Annotated in this window: 20 protein-coding genes and 1 tRNA gene; 2 read left to right on the forward strand and 19 right to left on the reverse strand. The window is 68.5% G+C overall.

Annotated features, from left to right (window positions below):
* The 14 genes from VGV60_16510 to VGV60_16575 form a co-directional block, all read right to left on the reverse strand.
* A partial coding sequence (locus VGV60_16510) for a 30S ribosomal protein S18 (GenBank protein HEV8702876.1) occupies positions 1 to 182 on the reverse strand: 182 nt, incomplete at its 3' end.
* A 16-nt stretch (positions 183 to 198) separates the two neighbouring features.
* The gene (rpsF, locus tag VGV60_16515; GenBank protein ID HEV8702877.1) at positions 199 to 567 is read right to left on the reverse strand and encodes a 30S ribosomal protein S6; all 369 of its coding nucleotides are present in this window, start codon (positions 565 to 567) and stop codon (positions 199 to 201) included.
* Positions 568 to 587: 20 nt separating this feature from the next.
* Positions 588 to 1,181 carry an aminoacyl-tRNA hydrolase gene (pth, locus tag VGV60_16520; GenBank protein HEV8702878.1) on the reverse strand — a complete coding sequence of 198 codons (594 nt, stop codon included), beginning with the start codon at positions 1,179 to 1,181 and terminating at the stop codon, positions 588 to 590.
* 23 nt (positions 1,182 to 1,204) lie between these two features.
* On the reverse strand, positions 1,205 to 1,927 hold the full coding sequence (locus VGV60_16525) for a 50S ribosomal protein L25 (protein ID HEV8702879.1): 723 nt from the start codon (positions 1,925 to 1,927) through the stop codon (positions 1,205 to 1,207).
* A 103-nt stretch (positions 1,928 to 2,030) separates the two neighbouring features.
* The gene (locus tag VGV60_16530; protein HEV8702880.1) at positions 2,031 to 2,984 is read right to left on the reverse strand and encodes a ribose-phosphate pyrophosphokinase; all 954 of its coding nucleotides are present in this window, start codon (positions 2,982 to 2,984) and stop codon (positions 2,031 to 2,033) included.
* Positions 2,985 to 3,028: 44 nt separating this feature from the next.
* Positions 3,029 to 3,102: transfer RNA gene (locus VGV60_16535), tRNA-Gln, on the reverse strand.
* A 27-nt stretch (positions 3,103 to 3,129) separates the two neighbouring features.
* The gene (gene spoVG, locus VGV60_16540) at positions 3,130 to 3,495 is read right to left on the reverse strand and encodes a septation regulator SpoVG (protein HEV8702881.1); all 366 of its coding nucleotides are present in this window, start codon (positions 3,493 to 3,495) and stop codon (positions 3,130 to 3,132) included.
* A 37-nt stretch (positions 3,496 to 3,532) separates the two neighbouring features.
* Positions 3,533 to 4,435, reverse strand: coding sequence for a 4-(cytidine 5'-diphospho)-2-C-methyl-D-erythritol kinase (locus VGV60_16545; GenBank protein ID HEV8702882.1), 903 nt, complete (start codon positions 4,433 to 4,435; stop codon positions 3,533 to 3,535).
* A complete protein-coding gene (locus tag VGV60_16550) occupies positions 4,432 to 5,253 on the reverse strand; it encodes a hypothetical protein (GenBank protein ID HEV8702883.1) in 822 nt (273 codons plus the stop codon). The genes VGV60_16545 and VGV60_16550 overlap by 4 nt, the downstream gene beginning before the upstream one ends.
* A 17-nt stretch (positions 5,254 to 5,270) precedes the next feature.
* Complete coding sequence (locus VGV60_16555) at positions 5,271 to 7,238, reverse strand: tetratricopeptide repeat protein (protein ID HEV8702884.1); 1,968 nt, start codon at positions 7,236 to 7,238, stop codon at positions 5,271 to 5,273.
* Complete coding sequence (locus VGV60_16560; GenBank protein HEV8702885.1) at positions 7,235 to 8,722, reverse strand: serine/threonine-protein kinase; 1,488 nt, start codon at positions 8,720 to 8,722, stop codon at positions 7,235 to 7,237. The genes VGV60_16555 and VGV60_16560 overlap by 4 nt, the downstream gene beginning before the upstream one ends.
* Before the next feature lie 151 nt (positions 8,723 to 8,873).
* Positions 8,874 to 10,046 (reverse strand): S41 family peptidase, encoded by a 1,173-nt coding sequence (locus VGV60_16565; protein HEV8702886.1) that lies wholly within the window; start codon positions 10,044 to 10,046, stop codon positions 8,874 to 8,876.
* Positions 10,047 to 10,060: 14 nt separating this feature from the next.
* Positions 10,061 to 11,302 carry a peptidoglycan DD-metalloendopeptidase family protein gene (locus VGV60_16570; GenBank protein ID HEV8702887.1) on the reverse strand — a complete coding sequence of 414 codons (1,242 nt, stop codon included), beginning with the start codon at positions 11,300 to 11,302 and terminating at the stop codon, positions 10,061 to 10,063.
* Between the two features lie 43 nt (positions 11,303 to 11,345).
* On the reverse strand, positions 11,346 to 13,547 hold the full coding sequence (locus VGV60_16575; protein HEV8702888.1) for an alkaline phosphatase family protein: 2,202 nt from the start codon (positions 13,545 to 13,547) through the stop codon (positions 11,346 to 11,348).
* Positions 13,548 to 13,796: 249 nt separating this feature from the next.
* Between VGV60_16575 and VGV60_16580 the strand changes: the two genes are divergently transcribed.
* Positions 13,797 to 14,987: an anhydro-N-acetylmuramic acid kinase gene (locus VGV60_16580; GenBank protein HEV8702889.1), complete on the forward strand. Its 1,191-nt coding sequence runs from the start codon at positions 13,797 to 13,799 to the stop codon at positions 14,985 to 14,987.
* Between the two features lie 8 nt (positions 14,988 to 14,995).
* Here the strand turns inward: VGV60_16580 and VGV60_16585 are convergent, their stop codons facing one another.
* Entirely contained in the window at positions 14,996 to 15,640 is a 645-nt protein-coding gene (locus VGV60_16585; GenBank protein HEV8702890.1) for an L-threonylcarbamoyladenylate synthase, read from the reverse strand.
* 90 nt (positions 15,641 to 15,730) lie between these two features.
* Between VGV60_16585 and VGV60_16590 the strand changes: the two genes are divergently transcribed.
* Positions 15,731 to 16,567 (forward strand): RNA methyltransferase, encoded by an 837-nt coding sequence (locus VGV60_16590; GenBank protein ID HEV8702891.1) that lies wholly within the window; start codon positions 15,731 to 15,733, stop codon positions 16,565 to 16,567.
* A gap of 18 nt (positions 16,568 to 16,585) precedes the next feature.
* On the opposite strand, the gene VGV60_16595 is transcribed toward VGV60_16590, so the two are convergent.
* Genes VGV60_16595 through VGV60_16610 form a run of 4 tightly spaced genes read right to left on the reverse strand, consistent with a single transcriptional unit; the run spans position 16,586 to position 21,373 of the window.
* Complete coding sequence (locus VGV60_16595) at positions 16,586 to 18,865, reverse strand: PAS domain-containing sensor histidine kinase (GenBank protein ID HEV8702892.1); 2,280 nt, start codon at positions 18,863 to 18,865, stop codon at positions 16,586 to 16,588.
* Between the two features lie 14 nt (positions 18,866 to 18,879).
* Entirely contained in the window at positions 18,880 to 20,226 is a 1,347-nt protein-coding gene (locus tag VGV60_16600; protein ID HEV8702893.1) for an EAL domain-containing protein, read from the reverse strand.
* Positions 20,223 to 20,633, reverse strand: a complete 411-nt coding sequence (locus tag VGV60_16605) for a response regulator (protein ID HEV8702894.1) — start codon at positions 20,631 to 20,633, stop codon at positions 20,223 to 20,225. The genes VGV60_16600 and VGV60_16605 overlap by 4 nt, the downstream gene beginning before the upstream one ends.
* Positions 20,630 to 21,373: a PilZ domain-containing protein gene (locus VGV60_16610; protein HEV8702895.1), complete on the reverse strand. Its 744-nt coding sequence runs from the start codon at positions 21,371 to 21,373 to the stop codon at positions 20,630 to 20,632. Before VGV60_16610 ends, VGV60_16605 begins: the two co-directional genes overlap by 4 nt.
* Positions 21,374 to 21,479 lie beyond the last annotated feature (106 nt).

Below are 21,479 nucleotides of genomic sequence, written 5' to 3' on the forward strand. Positions count from 1 at the left end.
TTCGCCCGCTCCGGCGTGAACGCCTGGAGCAGCCTCAGATCCTTGTAGTCGATGAACTTGATCTTCTCGTCGCAGAACTTGCAGAACTTCTTCTTCCGGAACAGGAACTTCTTCTTGTACTGCTTCTTGCGGCCCCGGTCCTGGCCGCGGCCTCCTCCGGACTCCCTGCCTCCCATCCTCATCTGGTCTCCCCGGCCCCTAGGGCGCGATCAGCGGCTCGGCCATGAGCTCGTCGCGCTCCGGCCGCGGTTTCATCATCGGTGACGGGCCGATCTGGGCCTCGTTCTCGACCCGGACCACGAGGTGCCGCAGGATCCGGTCGTTCATACGGTACCGCCTGTCCAGCTCCTTGACCAGCGAGGGCGGGCACTCGATCGTCATGAGAACGTAGACGCCCTCCTCGCTGCGACGGATCGGATAGGCGAGGCGTCGCTTCCCCCACTTCTCGATCTTGATGATCTTGCCCTTGGCCGATCCGATCACCTGCTCGTATCCTTTGACCAGCTCGTCGATCTCCTCGTCCATGTAGGTCGGATCGGCGATGAACACCGTTTCGTATTGTAGCATTCCGGAAACTCCTCCCTGGCCTAGCCTGCGTCACCGCCGGCCTCGTCCGCCGGCTTCCTGTTGAACCGGTTCATTGCGATCGCCAGGCCTTCCGACAGCGCCAGCTCGGCGCAGTCGGCCGCCTGGGCGACGATCCGGGGCAGCTCCTTCTGCTGCCGACGCGGAAACCTATGCAGCACGAACTCGGCGTGCGGCTCGCCGGCATCGACGGGGCCCACCCCGACCCGCAGCCTCGCGAAGGCTTGCGTTCCCAGGGTCTCCACGATCGACAGGAGGCCGTTGTGCCCCCCGGGGCTGCCGCGCGGCCGGAGCCGGATGGTGCCGAAGTCGAGGTACAGATCGTCGCAGATCACCAGCAAATCCTCCGGTCCCGCACCCGCCAAATCGAGCAGTGCGGCCACCGCCGCCCCGCTCCTGTTCATGTAGGTCATGGGCCGCGCCACGATCGCCTCGGAGCCGCCGATCGCCACACGGCAGACGAGCGATCGGGCGCGCCGCGCCTCGTAGGGGCTCCCCCTCCGGCCTGCAATCTCCTCCGCCACGAGGTAGCCGATGTTGTGGCGCGTGGCCGCGTAGTCTTCCCCGGGATTGCCGAGACCGACCAGCACCTTCACGGCGCGCCGATCCCCGGCCGCCCCTACTTCTTGCCTTCTGGCTTCTTGGCTTCCTTCTTCTTGGCGGCCTCTCCCTCTTCGGCTTCGGCTGCTCCCTCCTCGACCACCTTGCCCTTCTTGATGACCTCCGGCTCGGCGGGCGCCGCGGGGGCCGCCTCGGCGGCCGGCGCGACCGTCTCCTCCTTGGCCGGCGGGCTGACGACCACGAGCGTCTGGTCCGTCTCGGTCAGGATGCGGTACCGGTCGCTCGTCGGCAGATCCGAGACGCGCAACGCGTCGCCGATCTTGAGCGGCGTGACGTCGATGGTGATGTGCTCGGGAATGTCCCCCGGCAGGCAGGAGACCCTCACCAGGCGCGTGACGTGCTCCAGGATGCCGCCGTCGAGCTTCACTCCGGCCGCCTCCCCCGTCACCTGCACCGGCACCTCCACCTCGATCACCTCGTCCATCTGGATGCGGACGAAGTCGGCGTGGATCAGGTTCCCCTTGACCGGGTCGACCTGGTACTCCTTGATCATCACGTGACGCCGGGCTTCCTTCTCGGCCAGGTTGAGCTGGAAAATCGTGTTGACTCCCGATTCGGAGTGGATGATCTCGAGGATCTTCTTCGGATCGACCACCACCGGCACGGGATCCTTGCGGGCGCCGTAGACGATGGCGGGGATCTGCCCCTGGCTGCGGAGCCTCCTGGATTCGTTCTTGCCGAGATCACCCCGGCCCTTCACATCGACCACGAGTTCCTTCATGGAGCGTTTCCCTGTGCCCGGGCGCGGCGCGTGCCGTCCCCGCGGCTCAAAAAACGGGACCTCTCGGCGATTCGGGAGATCCCGTGACCCGGTCGAGCCGCCTTCAGACGAACAGCGAGCTGACCGACGAGTTCGTATGAATGCGCTTGATCGCTTCTCCGAGGATCCCCGCCACCGAAAGCACGGTGATCCGGCCCGCCTTCCTCTTCTCCTCGCTGATGGGAATGCTGTTGGTCACGACGGTCTGCAGCATCTCGGACGAGCGGATGCGCTCCACGGCCGGCCCCGAAAGCACGGCGTGGCTGAAGCAGCCGTAAATCGCCCGGGCGCCCTTGCGCGTGAGCGCCTGCACCGTCCCGGCGAGCGTCCCGGCCGTGTCGACGATGTCGTCCACGATCAGGCACGTCTTCCCCTCCACGTCGCCGATGACGTGCATCACCTTGGGCTCGTTCCCCTCGCCCCGCCGCTTGTCGATGATGGCCAGAGCCGCATCCAGTCGCTTGGCGTAGGCCCGCGCCCGCTCCACGCCTCCGGCGTCCGGCGACACGATCACCGGGTTCTTGAGGTGGAGCGATTCCACGTGCTCGATCATCACCGGCGCGGCGAACAGGTGATCCACCGGGATGTTGAAGAACCCCTGGATCGCCGGGGCGTGGAGGTCCATGGCGAGGACGCGGTCGGCGCCCGCCGCGGTCAGGAGGTCGGCCACGAGCTTCGCGGATATCGGCACCCGAGGCTTGTCCTTGCGATCCTGCCGGGCATAGCCGTAGTAAGGAAGTACGGCGGTGATGCGGGCCGCCGACGAACGCTTGAAGGCATCGAGCATGACCAGGAGCTCCATCAGGTTCGCGTCCGCCGGGGTGCAGGTGGGCTGAATCACGAAGGCATCGGTGCCCCGCACATTTTCCAGGATCTGGCAGTAGGCCTCGCCGTCCGCGAACCGACGGCACTCGGTCTTGCCGAGCGGAATGCCCAGGACCCGGCAGATCTCCTGCGCCAGGGCCGGGTGCGCGCTCCCGGAGAAGACCTTCAGGTTGCTGGTGTCGAGTCCGCTCATCGCGCCGTTCCGCACTCCAGTCCTCCGCCGCCTCGCACGCCCGATGGTTGGGGCGGGAGGATTCGAACCTCCGGTCCTGGATCCAAAGTCCAGTGTCTTACCGCTTGACGACGCCCCAACGATCGCATCCAGGTGACGCCCGGTCCTAGGCAGGGGTGGAATCGTCCGGTTGGATGATGGTGGGCCGCTCGCGGCCGGCCTCGTCGTCTGAACCGTCTCTCCCCTCGGCCGCCGGGCGGGATCTCCCGGAGTCCAGATTCACCAGAACCTCCCTGTACCGGGCCAGAACCTTGTCCTCGATCTTCTTGCGCGTCTCGTTGTTCAGCGGATGGGCGATGTCCCTGAACGTGCCGTTCTTTCTCTTCTTGCTGGGCATCGAGATGAACAGCCCGCTGTTGCCATGGATGATCTTGATGTCGCTCACGACGAAGCAGTCGTCGATGATGATCGAAACGAACGCCTTCAGCTTCTCTTCTTCGACAGGAAAGACCCGGACCTCGGTGATTTCCATGGCCGGCGCCTCCCTTGGATCAGGAGATCCTCCTGTATCAGTCGAACGCCGCGCGTCTCCGATAGTCCCGACTGTTGATGGGCACGCTCCGCATGACCGTGAACCCCGAAGGGCCTATATCGGCCAGCGCCCGCTCCGCGGCCGCCGCGGTCCTGAAGATTCCAAACACGGCCGAGCCGCTCCCGGTCATCGCAGCGGCCGACGCCCCCGCGACCAGCAGGCGATCCTTGATTTTCCCGATGGCGGGACAGAGCGCGCACGCATATGGCTCCAGATCATTTCCTGCGCGCACCCACGTCTCGACTTCCCTGGGGAAGTCGTCCTCCGGGGTCTGGTTGAAGCGAGGCATAGTACTGATTTTCAAGGCAGATGTCAACGGCGCGACGACTCGCCCGTAGACCTCCCGCGTCGAGATCGGGATGCGGGGAAAGACGATCAGGACCTCGAAGCCCTCGAGGTCGGGGAGGGGCCGGACTTCCGTCCCGGTTCCCGTCAAGAGGGCGGTTCCCCCGGTCAGGAAGAACGGCACGTCCGATCCCAGCGTGGAGGCGAGGCCCGCAAGCTCCCCATCGGACAGATCCAGGTTCCAGAGGCGCCTCAGACCGACCAGGGCCGCGGCCGCATCGCTGCTCCCTCCCCCCAGGCCGGCACCTGTGGGAATCCGCTTCTCCAGCCGGATCCGTGCGCCGCGAGGGCCGTTTGCAAGCCGGGGCAGGAGGGCCTCCGCCGCCTTCCACACCAGATTGTCCGGCCCCGCCGCGAGGTCCGGATCGTCGATGTCCAGGACAAGACCCGCCGGGACCGCGTCGAGGATCAGCGTGTCGTGCAGGCTGACCGTCTGGACCGCCGATTCAATGAGATGGTACCCGTCCGGTCGTCGGGCCTTGATGGTGAGATTGAGGTTGATCTTGGCGTGCGCCTTGAGGCGGATCCGGGTCAATTCTCCCGGGTTGCGTCCCCCGGGTCCAGGAGGCCCTGAAGGTCCGGTGAACGGCCCGGCGTCCGCTCCCGAAACCCCTCCGGGATCGCCGGGGACACGATCTCTTCGGAGACGTTTCTGGCCCAAGGTCCCTCCACGGCGGAGAGATCCACGGTGCCCTCCTTGCGAGGCAGCCGCAGCTTGATTTGCCTGGGCCAGCGAGGGCCGAGGCCCTTCTCGTACTCGCCGTACTCGACCTCCAGGATGATAGCACCGCTGATTCCTTCTCGAACGACCGCCGAAATCAGCGTGCCGCCGCGTTCGGCGCAGCGGGCCTGATAGCGGATCTCGCCGGGCGGGCAGGACACCTCATACCACGAGACGGTGCGGCCGAAAGTTGCTGCGGGCCGGGTCTGGACCTCGACCCGGACCGACTCCGGAGGGCACATGGGCCTCCCCGTGAACAGGGAAACGACCCCCGCCGCGTCGAGCGGCACGCCCAGGAGCCCTTCCAGTGCCCGCTCCGGGGACCCGGCGCGCTCGAATACCCTTTCCGAGGGCCGGAGCGCCACCGCCTGGTCCCGCGTCGCCGCGATGATCAGGCGCGGTCCGCCTGCCGGGCCATAGAATTCCATTCGCAGCCGGTCGGGGGGCAGCAGGGTCACCGCGAGCCGGAACCTGATCCTCCCTTCCGGCCCATCGGATTGTCCCCGGAAGAGCGCCTGATAACCGGGCTGCCCCGGCAGAGTCCCGGATCCCGGCGCGATCGAGCCGCCCGTGGTGCAGGCCGGACCGGCGAGACAGAGGGACCCCAGGACGGCGAGGAGTGCCCGAGTCATTCCCGGGCGCGCCTCGCTCATGGAGTCACCGGGCGGGCGGATTCGATCTTGAGGATCTTCTTGCGCACCCGCTCCGGCTCTTCGTGCCCCGAGGCCAGGGCCGCCTGCCACTCGCGCACCGCCTCGTCCTGTCTTCCGGTCTCGCGAAGCAGATCGCCCAGGTGCTCGTGGATCGTCGGGTCGGACGCGTCATAACGGAGAGCGGCACGCAGGTGCTTTTCAGCCTCGCTGTAGAGCCCCATCCGGAAGCGGACCCAGCCGAGGCTGTCGAGGTAGGCGGCGCTCTTCGGATTGATCTGCAGGGCCCGCTCGACGTAGCCGACCGCCTCGGTCAGCTTCACGCCTCGATCGGCCAGCATGTACCCGAGATAGTTGAGCGCCATGGCGTTTTTCGGGTTGACCCGGATCGCCCTGGCCAGAAGGCGCTCCGCGTCCGCATGCTTCCCCAGCCGCTCCAGGGCGGCGCCGCGGGCGAAGAGCAGGGCGTCGTCCCCCGGGTGGCGGCCGGTCGCCTCCTTGAGCACCGCGTCCGCCTCTGCGTAGCGTTTCTGGCGCAGGAACGCCTCGGAGACACGGGCATAGACATCGGACGATCCCCCCGCCTCCTCGATCAGAGCCTTGAAGTGCTGCCGCGCGTCCCCCTCCTTCCCTGTGGCGATCAGGATCTCGCCGCTGAACACCTTGGCGTCGAGATCGTCGGGGAAACGTCGCTCGGCCTCGACGGCGACCCGCCGGGCCTCGTCCGGCTTGCCGCCGAGCATCTGGGCGCGCGCCAGAAGCAGGAACAGCTCGGGGCCCGGATCGCCGGCGGAATTGAGCGCCTCGACGAAGGACTCGCTGGCGTCACCGTAACGGCGGCCCTCGAGCTGCAGGATGCCGATTTGCGAAAAGGTCAGTGCCAGGACCGCGGCTTCCCGGTCGCTCACCGCCCCCCTTCCGTTCGCCAGCTCGATGATCTCCCGGTACTGAGCGAGGGCCGTCTCCACCTCGCCGTCCTTCTGCCGCAGGCGCGCCATCTGAAAGCGGGCCTCGAGATTCGCCGGCTCCTTCCGGATCAATCGATCGCAGGCGGCGATCGCCTCGTCGATGCGTCCCGCGCCCTCGTAGGCCTGCGCCAGCGACAGCAGGCTTCGGGAATCCCCGGGGTCGGCCTCCAGGGCCTTGAGCAGCTCCGGGATCGCCTCGTCGTTCCGGCCCGCCAGCAGGTGCAGGGACCCGATTCGCCCGTGCAGGTAGACCGAGTCGACCGACCGCTCGAGGAGATCGGTGTACAGGGCAATGGCCTCGTCGTACTTCTTGCCGTATTCCAGGACGGCCGCCAGGGCATCGGCCGCCTCCAGATTGCCGGGCGATCGCGCCACGAGACGGGACAGGACCTTCTCCGCTTCCTGGGCACGGCCGGTCCGCGCGTAGACCTTGCCCAGGAGCAGGGACAGGGCGGGGTCGAGAGGTTGCCCGCTGCCGAACTCGAGGATCGTCTCCCCGGCTTCCTTGAGGCGGCCGGTGTGGTAGTACAGCTCGGTGAGGGCCCGGCACGAATCCCCATCCGCGGGGTTGGCCCGCAGGGCGGCACGATAGCGTTCGATCGCTTCGCCGATCTGGGCCTCGGCATCGCCGCCTTCACGGGCGCGTCTCAGGTGGATGTCACCGAGGAGTTTCTGGGCCGGCGCCATGCCCGGATCGGCGGCGACGATCCGCTCCGCGAGCACCGAGGCGCCGGCCAGGTCGCTCAGAGAAAATTTGAGCTGGGCCAGCTCCAGCAGCAGGGAGGGGGATGAATCGGTCCGGGTGGCGTTCTCCATCTGCTCCAGGGCGTTGATGTAGTCTCGTTCGAGAATCATCTGCTGCGCCAGCGAATAATGATAGTAGGCCTCCGGCTGCGCCGGGTTCCGGCCCGGCCCCGCGGCTCCGAGCGCTCGGCGCTCGGAGGCGAGGAGCAGGATCGACGCGACGAGGATCGCCCGGGTCCATCGTCCGGATCTCATGGGCGGGCCGATCCCGCCGGGGGCTCGTCGAATCGCGCCTTCAGGCGTTTGGTCATCGGGCTGACCGAGACGGTCAGGACCTTCTGTTCGTTGGGCCGGAAGTCGCCCTGGATGCCGACGATGTCATCGAAGCTCTTCCCCGACACGACACGAACCTCCACGCGATGAGTGCCCGGAGCGACCCCGAGGGTCCGCATGAAACGACTCCGGCCCGAGGCGCTCCTGAGCTTCTCGTCCACAAGCGGTGAGCCGTCCAGGCGCACTTCGATGCGCCCCGACTCGAAGCGGTGCTGCAGGGTGAGCCGAAGGCGGGCGGTCTGGGCAGCCCATCCCTCCGCCTGACCGGGAGCCCCGGCCAGCCCCGCGAGAGACCCGGCGGGCGCCGGGGACGTCAGGAGGCCGAGCGGCTGGGACCCCGATCGTCCCGCCGGTGAACGGTACAGGAGGAACGGCGCCGAGGCGAGCAGGACGAGGCAGATCAGAAAGGCGACCCAGCCGATCCCGAGGGGCGATCCGCTCGGAGCGAACAACCGCGCGAACCGGGGGGCCAGAAAGACGATGCCGCGCGATCCGACGGAGACCGGTTCCGACGCCGGACCCTTCCCATCCTCCCGCGAGACCAGCGTGGGCGGCTCCGACTGCTTCGCCGAGTCGCGCCACTGCTCCACGGCGGCCTTGAGGTCCGCGACCAGATCCTGGCAGCACCCGTAGCGATCCGAGGCAGACTTGGCCACAGCCTTGCGCAGGATCCGATCGAAGGAAGGCCGGAGCGCAGGATTCAGCTTCGAGGGAGGAGGCGGGTCGACGTTCACCACCTGGTAGGAAATGGCGGTGACGCTGTCGCCGACGAAGGGCTTCTCCCCCGTGAGGAGCTGGTACAGGATCACGCCGAGCGAGAACTGGTCGGACCTCCCGTCCACCTCCCCCCCGATCACCTGCTCGGGAGACATGTAGTTCGGCGTGCCGAAGAATTTCCCCGGGCGGGTCAGTCCGCCTGCCACGAGCCGGGCGATGCCGAAATCGAGGATTTTGGGCTGGCCACTCTCGGTCATCAGGATGTTCGCCGGCTTGATATCGCGGTGGACGACACCGTTCTCGTGGGCGTAGTCCAGGGCCTGCGCCAGCCTGTCCATGACATCGGCGACCTGCAGGAGCGGCAGGCGGCCCCCGCCGGCCAGGAGGTCGTGCAGATTGGTGCCGGTCACGTACTCCATGGCGATGTAGGCGTCCTCACCGGGCGCCTTTTCGCCCACGTCGTAGATGGTGACAATGTGAGGGTGATTGAGCCGGCCGGCGACCTGGGCCTCGTGATAGAAGCGGTGCAGGAACTCCTCTTCTTCGTTGGGACCGAGCGGGAAGGAGAAGGCGATCGTCTTGAGAGCCACGATGCGGCCGATTCGGGGGTCGCGGGCCTTGTAGACGAGGCCCATCGACCCGCGGCCGATCTCCTCGAGGATTTCGTAGCGACCGATCGCCTTCGGCATCCCCATCCGCCTGCTCGACTTTCCCGGTCCCGCGTGAGCCGGGACGGCCCGAGGCCCGCGCAGTCCTCACCCCGCGCGCCGTGTTCGGCGCCCCGGGGGCACGCGCTTCAATATAGGCCCCGTGGCCGGTATCGGCCATAGATGCGGGAGATCAGGCGGCGTTCCTGTCGGCCGGTCGCGACACCCCTCGCAGGTACTCGATCGCCTTCTTCAATTGCGGATCGTCCGAATCGGTCGGTCGGCCCTCGATGGCCAGGTCGGGCTGAATCCCCTGTCCGTGCCACTCCTTGCCCGAGGGGGACTGGAGCCTTCCCGTAGCCAGGAAGATGCCGTCTCCCTGCTGCAGGGGCAGGAGAGCGCGCACGGCCCCCTCCCCCCAGGTCTTCTGGCCGACGATGGGCGCGCTCCGATCGTCGTGCAGTGCGGCGGCCAGGACCTCGCAGGCCCCGGACGTCCCTTCGTTCACCAGGACCACGAGCGGGCCGGACCAGACACGGCGCCGTCCGTCGGCCTTGTAGGCCTTGTCGCCATCGTAGCGATCGGTCACCGTCACGATCGTTCCGTCGTTGATGAACAGGCTCGCGGCGCCGATGCCTTCGGCGAGGCTATCCGACGAGCAGCCGCGCAGGTCGAGCAGGAGCCTCGCCGCGCCCCGCTTCTTGAGGCCCGCGATCGCCTGGTCCAGACGTTTCGCGTCCCCCTCCTGCAGGGCGGCGACCCGCACCACGCCGGCGTCGGGAGCCTCGAGAGTCCCGGAGGGGGCCGGCGGCGCGAGCGTGCGGCGGGTCAGCTCGATCGTCTTCCGCCCCGCGGCCGCGACCGGGCTGACATTGAGGGTCACCTTGGTCGAAGGCTTGCCGCGCAGGGCACGGGACGCCTCCCAGACCCCCATGAGTCGCGTCGATCGGCCGTCGATCATCACCACGACGTCCCCGGTCTGCATCCCGGCCTCCGCCGCGGGGGAGCCGGCCTGGACCGACACCACCACGAGGTAGCCGCGCCGCTTCGAAAGGGTCAGCCCGGCGCCGGCCGGACCTCCGGCGTCTCCACGGAAGGCCTTTTCGTACTGGACGGGGCTCAGGTACTCGTTGACCGGATCGAGGGACTCGAGCATGCCGCGGTACGCCCCCTCCATCAGGCCGTCCAGCTGCACGGGCTGGACATAGTTGTGGACGATGAGATACAGCGCCTCGTTGAACAGCTTGAGATAGCTGTAGGTGCCCTCCACCGCAACGACTCGTCCCATCATCGCCCCGGAGACACTGAACAGGACGAGCGCCGTGGAGAGGACCAGCATCAGTTTTCTGTCGGCCGTGATCTTCATCAGTCCTCCGATCTTCAAGGAACCCTGCGGGATTCCCGCTTGATGCGAGGTGCCGCGGGCTTGCGCTCGGCCACCCGGCCGGGCAACCCGCGCAGCCAGGCGGCCGGGTCTTCGGGCTTGCCGTCGTGACGGATCTCGAAATACAGCCCCGGCTGCTCGAACGACCCCCCGGCCCCGGAGCGCGCGATCGGATCGTCCCTCTTGACATCGTGCCCGGCGGCGACCAGACGCTCATCCACGTGACCGTAGACCGAGAGGTACCCGTCGCCATGATCGATGACGACCATCTGGCCGTACCCCTTGAACCAGTCGCTGAAGACGACCCGGCCGTCGAAGACCGCCCGAACCTCCTGGCCCGGCGCCGAGGCGATGTCGATGCCGGGGTGGGGCACGATCGTGCTGAATCGCGGGTGGCGCATGTTGCCGAAGGGGACCGCCAGGCGGCCGCGCGCCGGCCAGTCGAGCAATCCGCGGAAGCGGGCGAACCCCAGGGACGGCACGCCGGCCGAGGCATCGGGACGGGCGAGGCGATCCAGGAGGGAGCGGATGTCCTGCTCCACCTGCAGGAGATCGCCCAGCATCTCTTTCTGAAGCGACTGCCGTCGCTGCAGCCCCGCCAGGATCGACTGCTTGCTGCCCCGCGCCTGCCTCAGATCCCGGGACTTCCCGTGCAGCGCCGCCTGGAGGGCGCGCAGCGAGGCGTCCTTGCCCTCCAGATCGGCGAGCACCTCGTCCAGGCGGGCGCGGTCCGCCCGATAGTCCTCGACGCGCCGTGCCTCGGAGAGGCTCAGCGCCTCGATCGATCGGTAGCCCGCGGCGATCTGGGCAGGGGCCGAGGCGGCCGTCACCACACGCAGGTACCTCGCCGGTCCGATCTTGTACGTCTCCCGCAGGTAGCCCCGCAGCTCCTCCTCGGTCCTGGCCAGTTTCTGTTCCAGGGTCAGTGCCTCCAGGCGGGCCAGCCGCTCGCGCTCGGCGGTGCGCCCGAGCTCGTCCTTGAGCGACTCCGCCTCGCGCGACAGGAGCGCCATCCTGAGATCGAGCTCCTCGATCGAGTCGAGGACGGAGCCGGCGCTCGCCTCGGCCTCCACCAGGCGAACCTTGAGCTCCTCGATCTCACGCCGCACGCGATCGAGTCGCCCTTCCTCCTCCTGCCGGCGGATCTCCTTGAGACGGGAGGCATCGTCCTCCGGCGCGGCCCCGACGGGCGCCGGATTCACCGCACCGCACAGGGCCAGCGCCAGGAACCCCTCCACCAGGAGCCTGCCCGGCCCAATACTCGGCCAGCCTCCTGGCCTCTCAGCGTGCGAGCGAGCGTCCATCGATTCCTCCGACCGGCGGCACTCCGAGCAGCGCCAGGACCGTCGGGTAGATGTCGGCGATCCCGGGGGCGCCGAGCGCCAGCGGGGCACTGCTGAACAGCACTCCCGGCACCAGGGCCGGGTCGTTGGAGCAGTGGTCTCCGCTCCAGGCCTTCAAGTTGTCCTCGAACACCTGCGGCGGCACCTCACCGAGGGCGGTCTGCCAGCCGATCCTGTAGTGCGCGGTGTTGGCGGCCCGGAGATCCGGGATCAGCCGCGGGTCGAATCCGGAGTAGATCTCCTCCCGGCGGTAGACGCGCGCCACGGGCTTCTCTCCTGTTTCAGGATCGACGAGGTCCTCGAGCTTCCGGGCGATCGAGGTGCGCGTCTCTTCGTAGTCGCGCCCGGGGACCACGCTCCCCTGCGGCTCCCTCCCCATGAGGTTGATGTAGATGTTGCCGAGCCCCATGGCGTACGCCCGCGTGCGCGACCAGTCCACATAGCGGAAGAACTCCCCCAGCTCCCCCTTGTCGAACAGGTCCTCGAGGGTCTTCCCTCCGGTCGAAGTCCCCTCCTTCAGGGTCATGAATCCGTTCTTGACCAGCCAGGTGTTGTAATTGATCCCCCTGCGGAACGACGCGAAGCCGTGGTCGGAGCACACGAAGAGGGCGGTCTTGGGCCCGATTCTCTGCATGGCCTCGCCTACGATCCGGTCCATGCGCTCGTACGACCGGGGAATCTCCTCCGCGTACAGCGCCGCCAGTCGGGCGTCGAAGAGCGGATGTCCTGGATCATGGAGCCGCCAGAGCATGTGTCCCACGCGATCGGTGAAGTCGAACACCTGGACGTAGAGGCGGTCCTCCCCGGTCTCGAGGAACCGCCGCATCATTTCGTCCTGCTTGGCGACCGTGGCCTCCATGTCCTCCAGGAAGTGCTTCTCATCGGTCAGCCCGGACGGCAGCGACCAGGTGTCGATCGGCCAGCCGAGAGTCTTGAACAGCCCGAACTCCCGGACCAGGTCGCCCGCGAAGGCGCGCGGCCGGGTGAACGGCACCGGCTGGCTCTGTGGATGGAAGTTCAGCGGCGAGGCGTAGAGCCGCAGCTCGGGCGAGAGCGACAGGAGCTTGAAGCGGATGATTCCCGTCAGTCCGGCCACGCGGTCCACCACCGGGTTGACCGGAATCGGTACCACGAACCAGTCACTCCAGGATCCGGGGCGGAGGGTCTGGCGCGCCCCGGCCAGTTCAATGCTGGCGCTGTCGCCCGTGGCCTCGATCCGGAACGGCACGTCGAGTCGGCGCGCCACACCCCGCTCCGCCAGGCGCTTCTCCGCTTCCGAACGTGCCTGCGAGCGCGCCGCTCCCTCCAGGCCGCGGGTCGCGTCCTCCACCACGTAATCGTAGAACGGCTGGTTGAGGGGGCCGAAGATGACCGTGTCGATCGTGCCGCGCTTCGCCTTCAGGCGGACGATTTCCACGCTGAACTGGTTGTCCTTGAGCGCCAGCGCTTCGTCCGAGGTGTAGTACGACGGCGATCCGATGCGCCCGCGCATGTCGGGAACTCCGAGGCCGGACAGCATCCACTCGTTGTGATGGTCCTCGGCGGGAAACGTCGTCGGCACGTTCATGATCTTCACCCGCAGCCCCGCATCGGCCGCGGCGGTCCAGAAAGGCTCTCCCTTGCGTGGATTGATCGCGGTCGGCACCTCGTGGGGCAGGTAGCGGATCGACACGAGCGCCAGTCCTGCACCGGACGCGACCGCGACCAGGGCCGCCCCCGCGAGCGCCGATGAGAATCGGCGCCGCACCACGTAGACCGCGATCAGGGCGAGGCTGCCCGCGACGCCGCCGCCCATCAAGCCGAGAATCAGGGGGTTCCTCGCGCCGAAGAGGAGGGGCTTCCGTCCGACCTTGATCATGGCGAACTCGGGAAGGTACGTCCCCTCGGTGCGACGCAGGAAGTCGAAGATCTCGGTCCGGCCGGGATTGAGGCCCGTGGTGAACGAAGCCCAGGACACCGGCGTCTGCGGCGGATTCGTCGGGCGGAGCGGCGCGTAGGACCCCTGGGCGCGCAGGCGCGACAGGTTGGGAAGCCGGCCCTCGGCCATGTAGTGCTCGACCAGATTGGCGTCCGCACCGTCGAATCCCAGAATGACGACCTTCTCGAACGGGGTCGCGGCGCAGAGGATCGGCGCGAGCATCAGGATCAGGCGCAGCCACGTCGTGCTCGATGGTCTGGACCGTTCCTTAGAGGGGCGCGACTCCAAAACGGAGATCCTCCGACGGGTCAATGAGATACCGCGTGGCTGCACAGGGGCAAATTATAGGTTAAAAAGTTTGACCCTTCAACGTTGATCCCCCGCGGCGATTCCGCTAATATCGCGCCGCCAGTTCGCGGTGCCGCGGCGCTAAGTTCATACACTCCTTGATGTTCCATGTGAGACCACGTCATGCTCGAAAAGCTTGCCGGAAAGCCGGAAAAACTGGTGGTGGGAGTCATGTCGGGCACGTCGGCCGACGGGGTGGACGCCGCTCTGGTCCAGCTTCGGGGGAGCGGCGAGCAGCTGACGTGGCGCTTCCTGCGCCACGAGACCCTCCATTACTCGCTCAAGGTGCGCGATTTGATCCTGCGCTGCTGCGATCCTGCGGGGGGGGACGCGGCGTCACTGTGCCGGCTCAATGTGCTCCTCGGGGAGCTGTTCGCCCGCGCCGTGCAGCACGTCGCCCAGAAGGCCGGTGTCGATCCGACCTCCATCGATCTCGTCGGCTCGCACGGCCAGACGGTGCGGCACCTGCCGGTGCCGGTCACCATGACCGGCATCCCGGTGCGGGGCACTCTCCAGGTCGGCGAGCCGGCGGTCATCGCCGAACGGACCGGGATCACGACGGTGGCCAGTTTCCGGGCGCGTGACATGGCCGCGGGCGGGCAGGGCTCGCCCGTTGTCTCGTTCGTGGACTTCCTTCTGTTCCGCAACCGATCACGCGGCCGGCTCGTCCTGAACATCGGCGGGGTGGCCTCTCTCACGGCGATTCCCGCGAGCGCTCCCGCGGATCGCGTGGTCGGCTTCGACACGGGACCGGGGAACATGGTGATCGACGGCCTGGTCTCGCACATGACCGGCGGCCGCGAATCGTTCGACCACGGAGGGCGCTACGCGCGTGGCGGCCGCTCCTCGGACGACCTCCTCGCGCGGCTTCTCGATCATCCCTACCTGCTCCTGCCGCCTCCGAAGTCCTGCGGCCGCGAGGAATTCGGCCGCCCGCTCCTCGACAGCATCCTGAAGGACAGCGGCGCTCTCCCGCCCAAGGACCTCGTGGCCACACTGACCCGCTTCACCGCGGAATCGATCGCCTTCGCCTGCCGGCGGTTCGTGATGCCGCACAACGTGTACGAGGAGGCGATCGTCTCGGGGGGCGGAGCGCGCAACGATTTCCTCATGGAGCAGCTGCGCTCGGCCATCCCCGAGCTGTCGATCAAGCAGAGCGACGAGTACGGACTGCCGGCGGGCGCCAAGGAGGCGGTGGCCTTCGCCATCCTGGCGAACGAGACGCTGCACGGCCACCCCGGGAACCTGCCCTCCGCGACGGGCGCCACCCGCCCCGTGGTCCTGGGCACCATCGTCCCGGGGCGGCTCTCATGAAGCGGCAATCAACCGAGGCGGCGGGCGAGCACCTCTTCGATCGCGGACAGAGGCACGGCGCCGGAGCGCACGACCCGGGGTGGATCGGCCGACAGGTCGAGTACGGTCGAGGCATGGCCGCCCGAGGTCGCGCCGCCGTCCAGGACGAGCGCGACGTCCTCTCCCAGAGCCTCGCTGACCTCCAAGGCGGTCTGGGGAGCCGGCCGACCCGATCGGTTCGCGCTCGTCGCCACGATCGCCGACCCGAAGGCGCCCGCCAGCGCCGCCGCGACCGGATGCGGCGAGATCCGGATCCCGATCGTGCGTCCGTTGGCGAGCAGGAGCGGCGGGAGCGACGGCGAGGCCATGAGAACGAGAGTCAACGCACCCGGCCAGAAGGCCGTGGCGAGGCGCTCGGCCGTCTCGGGGAGCCCGCTCACGCAGTCCAGGACCGATGGCCGGTCGGCGGCGATCAGCGGCAGGGCCAGGCGCTCCGGCCTCCCCTTGGCGGCGAACACCGCCTCGACGGCCCGTGGGCTTCGCGGGTCGGCGCCCAGGCCGTAGAACGTCTCCGTCGGATAGGCCACGAGCCTTCCCTCCCGGAGGAGAGCGACCGCCCGATGGATGAGGGCGGGATCCGGGTGCTGCGGGTCGATCCGTTGCGACTCGCTCATGCCATGTCCCCCGTGATGTTCGAGGTGTGGGATCGACTATAACCGATCCGGGCCGACCCGGCCCGGACAGGTGACATCAGGCTTGACTCCGTGAGCCCGACGATCAAGGTGATCGACAGCCCGCAGAACGCGCTCGTGAAGCACGCCCGCGCCCTGGAGCGTGACCGCGCGCTGCGCACGAGCGCGCGCACCTATCTGGCGTGGGGCGTCCATCTGGCGGAGGAGGCCCTTCTGGCCCGGGCCCCCTTGAGGCAGGCATTCCTCGGGCCGGGCCTCGAGGACTCGACGCGCGACTCCGGCCTGGCCCGCCGCCTGATCCAAAGCGGCGTCCCGATCGTGCGGGTCACCGCCCGCGTGCTCGAGTCGATCATCGAAGGATCGGCCGACCAGGGCGTCCTGCTGCTCGCCGAACTGCCCCGGACGGACGTGAAATCGGTCCTGTCCTCGGTGCCCCCCCTGGTCCTCGCCGCTCACGGTGTCCAGGACCCCGGGAACCTCGGCTCGATCCTGCGGAGCGCACGGGCGCTCGGGGCCGGCGGCCTGATCGCGCTGGAAGGCTCCGCCGATCCGTTCGGGAGCCGGGCCGTCCGGGCCGCCATGGGGACCCAGTTCACCCTGCCGGCGGTCTCCTGCACCACGACGGAGTGTCTCCGGGAGGCCAGGGCCGCGGGACGGCACCTGGTGGCGGCGGACCCGGGGGCGACCGAGCCACCCATCGGCGTCGACCTCGTGCGGCCGACCGTGCTCCTCGTCGGCAACGAGGGGGCCGGCCTGCCCCGGGAGGTCCTCGACGCGGCGGACCGGCGGGTCCGCATCCCGATGGCCCCGGGCGTCTCGTCCCTGAACGTCCACGCCGCGGCGGTCGCCCTGCTGTACGAGGCCGCCCGTCAGCGCGGCTTCACCTATCCTCCCTCGCGCTCGGGATGAGACGACGGCAGGGGGAGATCAGCCTTCGGAGCGACCCCGGCCGTGCCCCGGCCGGGGTGTCGAAAGCTGCTGATCGCGGGCCAGCGGCAGCGTGAAGGTGAACACGGACCCCTGCCCGACTTCGCTCCGCACGGAGATGTCCGAGCCGTGCAGGCGCAGGATGTCCCTTACGATCGACAGCCCGATGCCGGTCCCCTCGTACTGTCGCCCGGCGCTGGCGTCCACCTGGTAGAAGCGCTCGAAGATTTTCTCCTGGGCTTCCTTCGGGATGCCGATACCGGTGTCGGCCACCTCCACCTCGAGGAAACCGCGAGGCCCCTTGCGCGCCGCCAGCGTGATGCGCCCTCCCTCCCGGTTGAACTTCACCGCGTTCGTGAGGAGATTGACGAGCACCTGGCCGATCTTCACCCGATCGCCGCGCACCACGAGCTCGTCGGTCTCGTATTGGGTCGTGACCGCGAGGTTTTTCCTGCGCATGCGCTCCCCCACCATCTCGATCGATTCGTCCACGACCTGCCACAGGGGGACGTCCTCGAGCCGCATCTGGGTCTCGCCCTTCTCGATGCGCGAGAACGACAGCAGGTTGTCGATCATCTCGATGAGCCGGTCGATGTTCTTCAGCGCCACTCCCAGGCCGCGCTCCTGCTCGGGCGTGAGCGGCCCGAGGCGGCGCTTCAGGATCATCTCCGTGTACCCCTTGATCGAGACCAGGGGCGTGTGCAGCTCGTGGGACACGTTCGCCAGGAGATTCGATTTCATCTCGTCGAGCGACTTGAGCTCGCCGTTCAGCTTCACCAGCTGCTCGTTGCGTTCCGCCAGGTCCTTCTGCGCCGTCGCCAGCTCCCGGCAGGCGGTCTCGAGCTCGGCCTTGGCCTTGGCCTGCTCCTCGAGGCTTTGACGCAGCCGATTCTCGTCCTCGATGCGCCGGGTCATGTCGCGCGCCGTGAGGATCACGCCCCATTCGTCGCCCGAGCCGGAACGCACCGGCCCGGCCAGGAGATCCACGACGGCGTGACGGGGGCGCAGGAGCTCGAGCCCCTCCGCGCGCGTCTCGCGCCGGGCAGCCGCCTCCGCGAGCAGGGCTTCGATCACGCCCGGGTCGGCGGAACGCTCCCGCAGCAGGCTTCCGAGCTCCTCCACTCCCCGTCCCAGGAGCGCGTCCCGCGGCGCTCCGAACCGATCGCAGAAGGCGCGGTTCACGAGGGTGACCTCGAGACCCTTCCCGCCATCCTCGAGGACCAGGATGCCGTCGCCCGCCGACTCGAGGGTGGCCTGCAGCCGCGCCTCACTCCCCGCCAGGGCCCTCTCGCTGCGCGCGCGGCGGGTCACGTCGGTGACCGTCCCCACGAGGGCCGGCACGCCCTGGAATTCGGTCCGCGCCCAGGCGAGACGCGCTTCCACACTGGCCGACGAGGCGGACAGGAGGAGGCAGGAGATCTCCCCGGCCGTCTCGCGCCCCGACTGGGCGCGGCGCACCACTTCAAGGACGCGGAGGAGGTCATGGGTGTGGAGGATCGTCTTGATCGACGCGCCCTCGATCTCCTCGCGCCGGACGTCCAGCATGGACGCCAGGGCCGGGTTGGCGTAGACGAGACGGTCCCCCTGCAGGACGAAGACCCCGTCGGACATCCCCTCGACCAGGCTCCGATGGCGTTCCTCCGACTCCCGCAGCCGGACCTCGAGGCTCCGCTCTGCCGACAGGTCGCGGGCCGCCACGAGCATGCCCCTCCCGTTCCCCGGCAGCCCGGCAATCGACACCTGCGCCGGGAAGGTGCTGCCGTCCCGGCGGAGCATGGTCAGGGTTTCCGAGATGCCGGCCTCGCGCAGCGACCGGCGCGCCAGCTTGGGCAGGATCCGGTCCCACTCCCCGGGATGAAACAGCGACTCGACGTGTCTCCCGGCAATGTCCTCGACCGCCCATTGCGTGAGCGCGACCGCGCCGCGGCTGAAGAACGTGACGCCCCAGTCGGAATCCGTGCCGACGACGGCCAGGTCCGGGGGGCCGGACGCCAGGCACTCTAGATCCGAGAACTGCCCGCGGGATTCCTCGAGACGTCCGCGCAGGTCCGCCACCAGGCCGTTCATCTCCCGGGCCAGCGCCCCGACGATGGGGTCGGGGTCCGCCGGCAGGTTTCCGATCAGGGGATGGCGGCGCACCTCCTCGACCAGCGCAGTGAGGCGGCGCAGCGATCGACGCAGGAGGCCGATGCCGAGGATGGCGAGCGCCACGGCGAGGACGCCGGCGAAGATGGTGACGCCGGCCACCAGGAGAAGGCTGGATTCGAGCGATGCGTCCATGGATCTCCCGTCCTCTAGGTGTCTGTCCCACCGCGCGCGAGGACGGGAAACGCCGGCGCGGGACGGGCGAAGAAGAACCCCTGCCCGTAACGCATGCCGCAGGCCCGCAGAGCCTGGTATTCCTCCGCGGTCTCGATCCCCTCCGCGATCACCCGCGTGCGCGTTCGCGCCGCGACCTGGAGCAGGGAGTGCACCAGATCCTGCTTGATCAGGCTCTGGTGGATGTTCTGGATCAGGGACATGTCGATTTTCAGGAAATCGGCCGCCACTTCGGAGACCGTCTGCAGCGAGGAATATCCGGTCCCCACGTCGTCGATCGCCACGAGGAAGCCGAGGCGGCGAAGCCGATCCAATTCGCGGCCGAAGGTCTCGAAATCCTCGATCCCGGTGCGCTCGGTGATTTCCAGCACCAGGTTGCCGGGATGCAGGTCGACCTCTTCGAGGAGGGCCTGGAGGTTCTGCTCCACCAGACCGGGGGTGCCGAGGGTCTCCGGCAGCGAATTGAGGAAGAGCTTCTTCGATCGGTCGAGCCCGCGGGCGTTGCGCAGCGCCTCCCGGCGGCACAGGATGTCGAGCTCGGAGGACAGGCGGTTTCGATCCGAGCAGGTGAACAGCGCCTTGGGCACTTCGAACGCCGTATTCGCAGGTCCGCGCGTCAGCGCCTCGTACCCCATGATGGAGGCGTCGTCCATGTCCACGATCGGCTGGTAATGGGTGGTGAGCCGTCCCTCTTGCATGATCGAACGCAGCTCGGCGGCGCGCTCGTGATGCAGGCGGTCGGCCTCCCGCAGCGTCATGCCGCGGGCCTCGCGGATCCCCTGGTACACCATCCTCTCGTACCGTGCCGTGGGATTGGGCGACACCAGAGCGTAGCCGACGGAGAAGTCGACCGGCGGAGCCGGCGGGGCCCACGGCGCGTCCGCGAGCCGGACCGCCAGGTGGGCCGCCAGGCTCCCCGCGGCGTCCGCCAGATCGGGGATCGCGATCTCCTGGCCGCCCGGGCCTTCACGGAGAAACATCGTGAAGGCGTTCCCGTACACGCCGTCGAGTGAGATCAGCGTGTTCCCGGGGAAGATCCGGCTCTTCAACGCCTTGAGGTGCGCCGCCACCCCCGCCAGGAAGCGATCACCGAATTCCCAGCCGTGCGCCTGCTCCAGGGAACCCAACGACGGAAACTCGAGGACGATGATCCCCAGCCGGCGGCCGGCGCAGTGCATTTCGATCTGGTCGAGGTGGAGGGCGTACGAGGACAGCCCGGTGATCGGGTCGCAGATCGCTCCTTTCAGACGAAGGAACGAGGCGCGCAGCCGCCGGGTGTCCTCGGCGCCGCGCGCCGGATCCGCGTCGAGGACTGGCTTCATGCGGTCGCCCCGCGTCCCAGGGTCTCGAAGATCCTCCGCACGCGCGCCAGGAGCTCCTCGCAGGAGAACGGCTTGGCGATGTAATCGAACGCCCCCTCCTGCAATCCGTGGAGCTTGTCGCGCACTTCCATCTTGATGGAGAACATCGCGACCGGGATCCCGGTCGTCTTGTCGTCGACCTTCAGCATGCGGAGGACCTGCCACCCGTCCATGCCCGGCATGTTGATGTCGAGCAGGATGAGATCGGGGGCCGCCTCTTCGAGACTGCGCAGGGCCTCCTGTCCCCCCCGGGCCTGCATGACCCGGTAGCCTCCGCCCTCAAGGACCAGGCGGGTCATGTCCAGGATGTCGGCGTCGTCGTCCACCACCATGACGATGGGAGCCGTCGTCCCCCCGGGAGCCGTCATGTGCGCCGCCCCGGGGCGTCCTCGTCCCCCTCGTCCGCCGGCCCGTCGATCGTCCGGTTGACGTAGTGGTCAATGCGCTCCTCGTCGTGAGGATCGAGGTCGACGAAGCGCACCCCGACGCCGGGAATCAGGTGGGAATGCTCCTCGTCCGCAACCTGGCGCACGACCACACCCCGGGCCTTGAGCGGCCGCTCGCCGCCGGGCCCCGGGAGCCGGAGCGACAGCGCCAGCTGAGATTGGAGAGGCAGGGGCTCGGGAATCACCAGGAACAGTCCGGTGCGGCTGATGTCCTTCAGGCGGCCGCGCTTCACGCCCGGCGGAGCGGAGACGTGGACCCAGCCGCGCGCCCCGCGCCTGCGGCCATGGCGATGGCCCGCCCGCCCCAGGGAGGTCAAGGCCAGCTCGAGGGCGCCGCTCTCCAGGGGCCGCGAGAGCGCGACGTCGGCCCCGGCCGCGCAGGAGGCGGTGACGCCATCCGTGCCGGTCACCACGAACACCGGAATGGATCGCAGCGCGGGATCCGACTTGAGCGAGCGCACGCAGGCCTCGCCGTCGAGGCCCGGCTTCTGCGCGTCCAGGAGAATCAGGTCGGGGCCGCAGGACGCCGCCTTCCGGATCACGTCGGGCCCGTCGTGCGCCCGCACGATCTCGCACCCCAGGCGTTTCAGGAACGACGATTCCAGCAGCCGGAAGAGTCCGGCATCGTCGACCACCAGAACCCGGGACAGCGTTCGCTGCATGGATGGCCTACCGGGAGGAGGCCTGCGTCCGGAAACGGCTGGATCGCGTATCTCCGCGACAGGTAGCGGCTTGCGGCTGGACGATACCATAGTCGCGTTCGCCCAA

Source organism: Candidatus Polarisedimenticolia bacterium (assembly GCA_036001465.1).
Classification (GTDB): Bacteria; Acidobacteriota; Polarisedimenticolia; order Gp22-AA2; family Gp22-AA2; genus Gp22-AA3.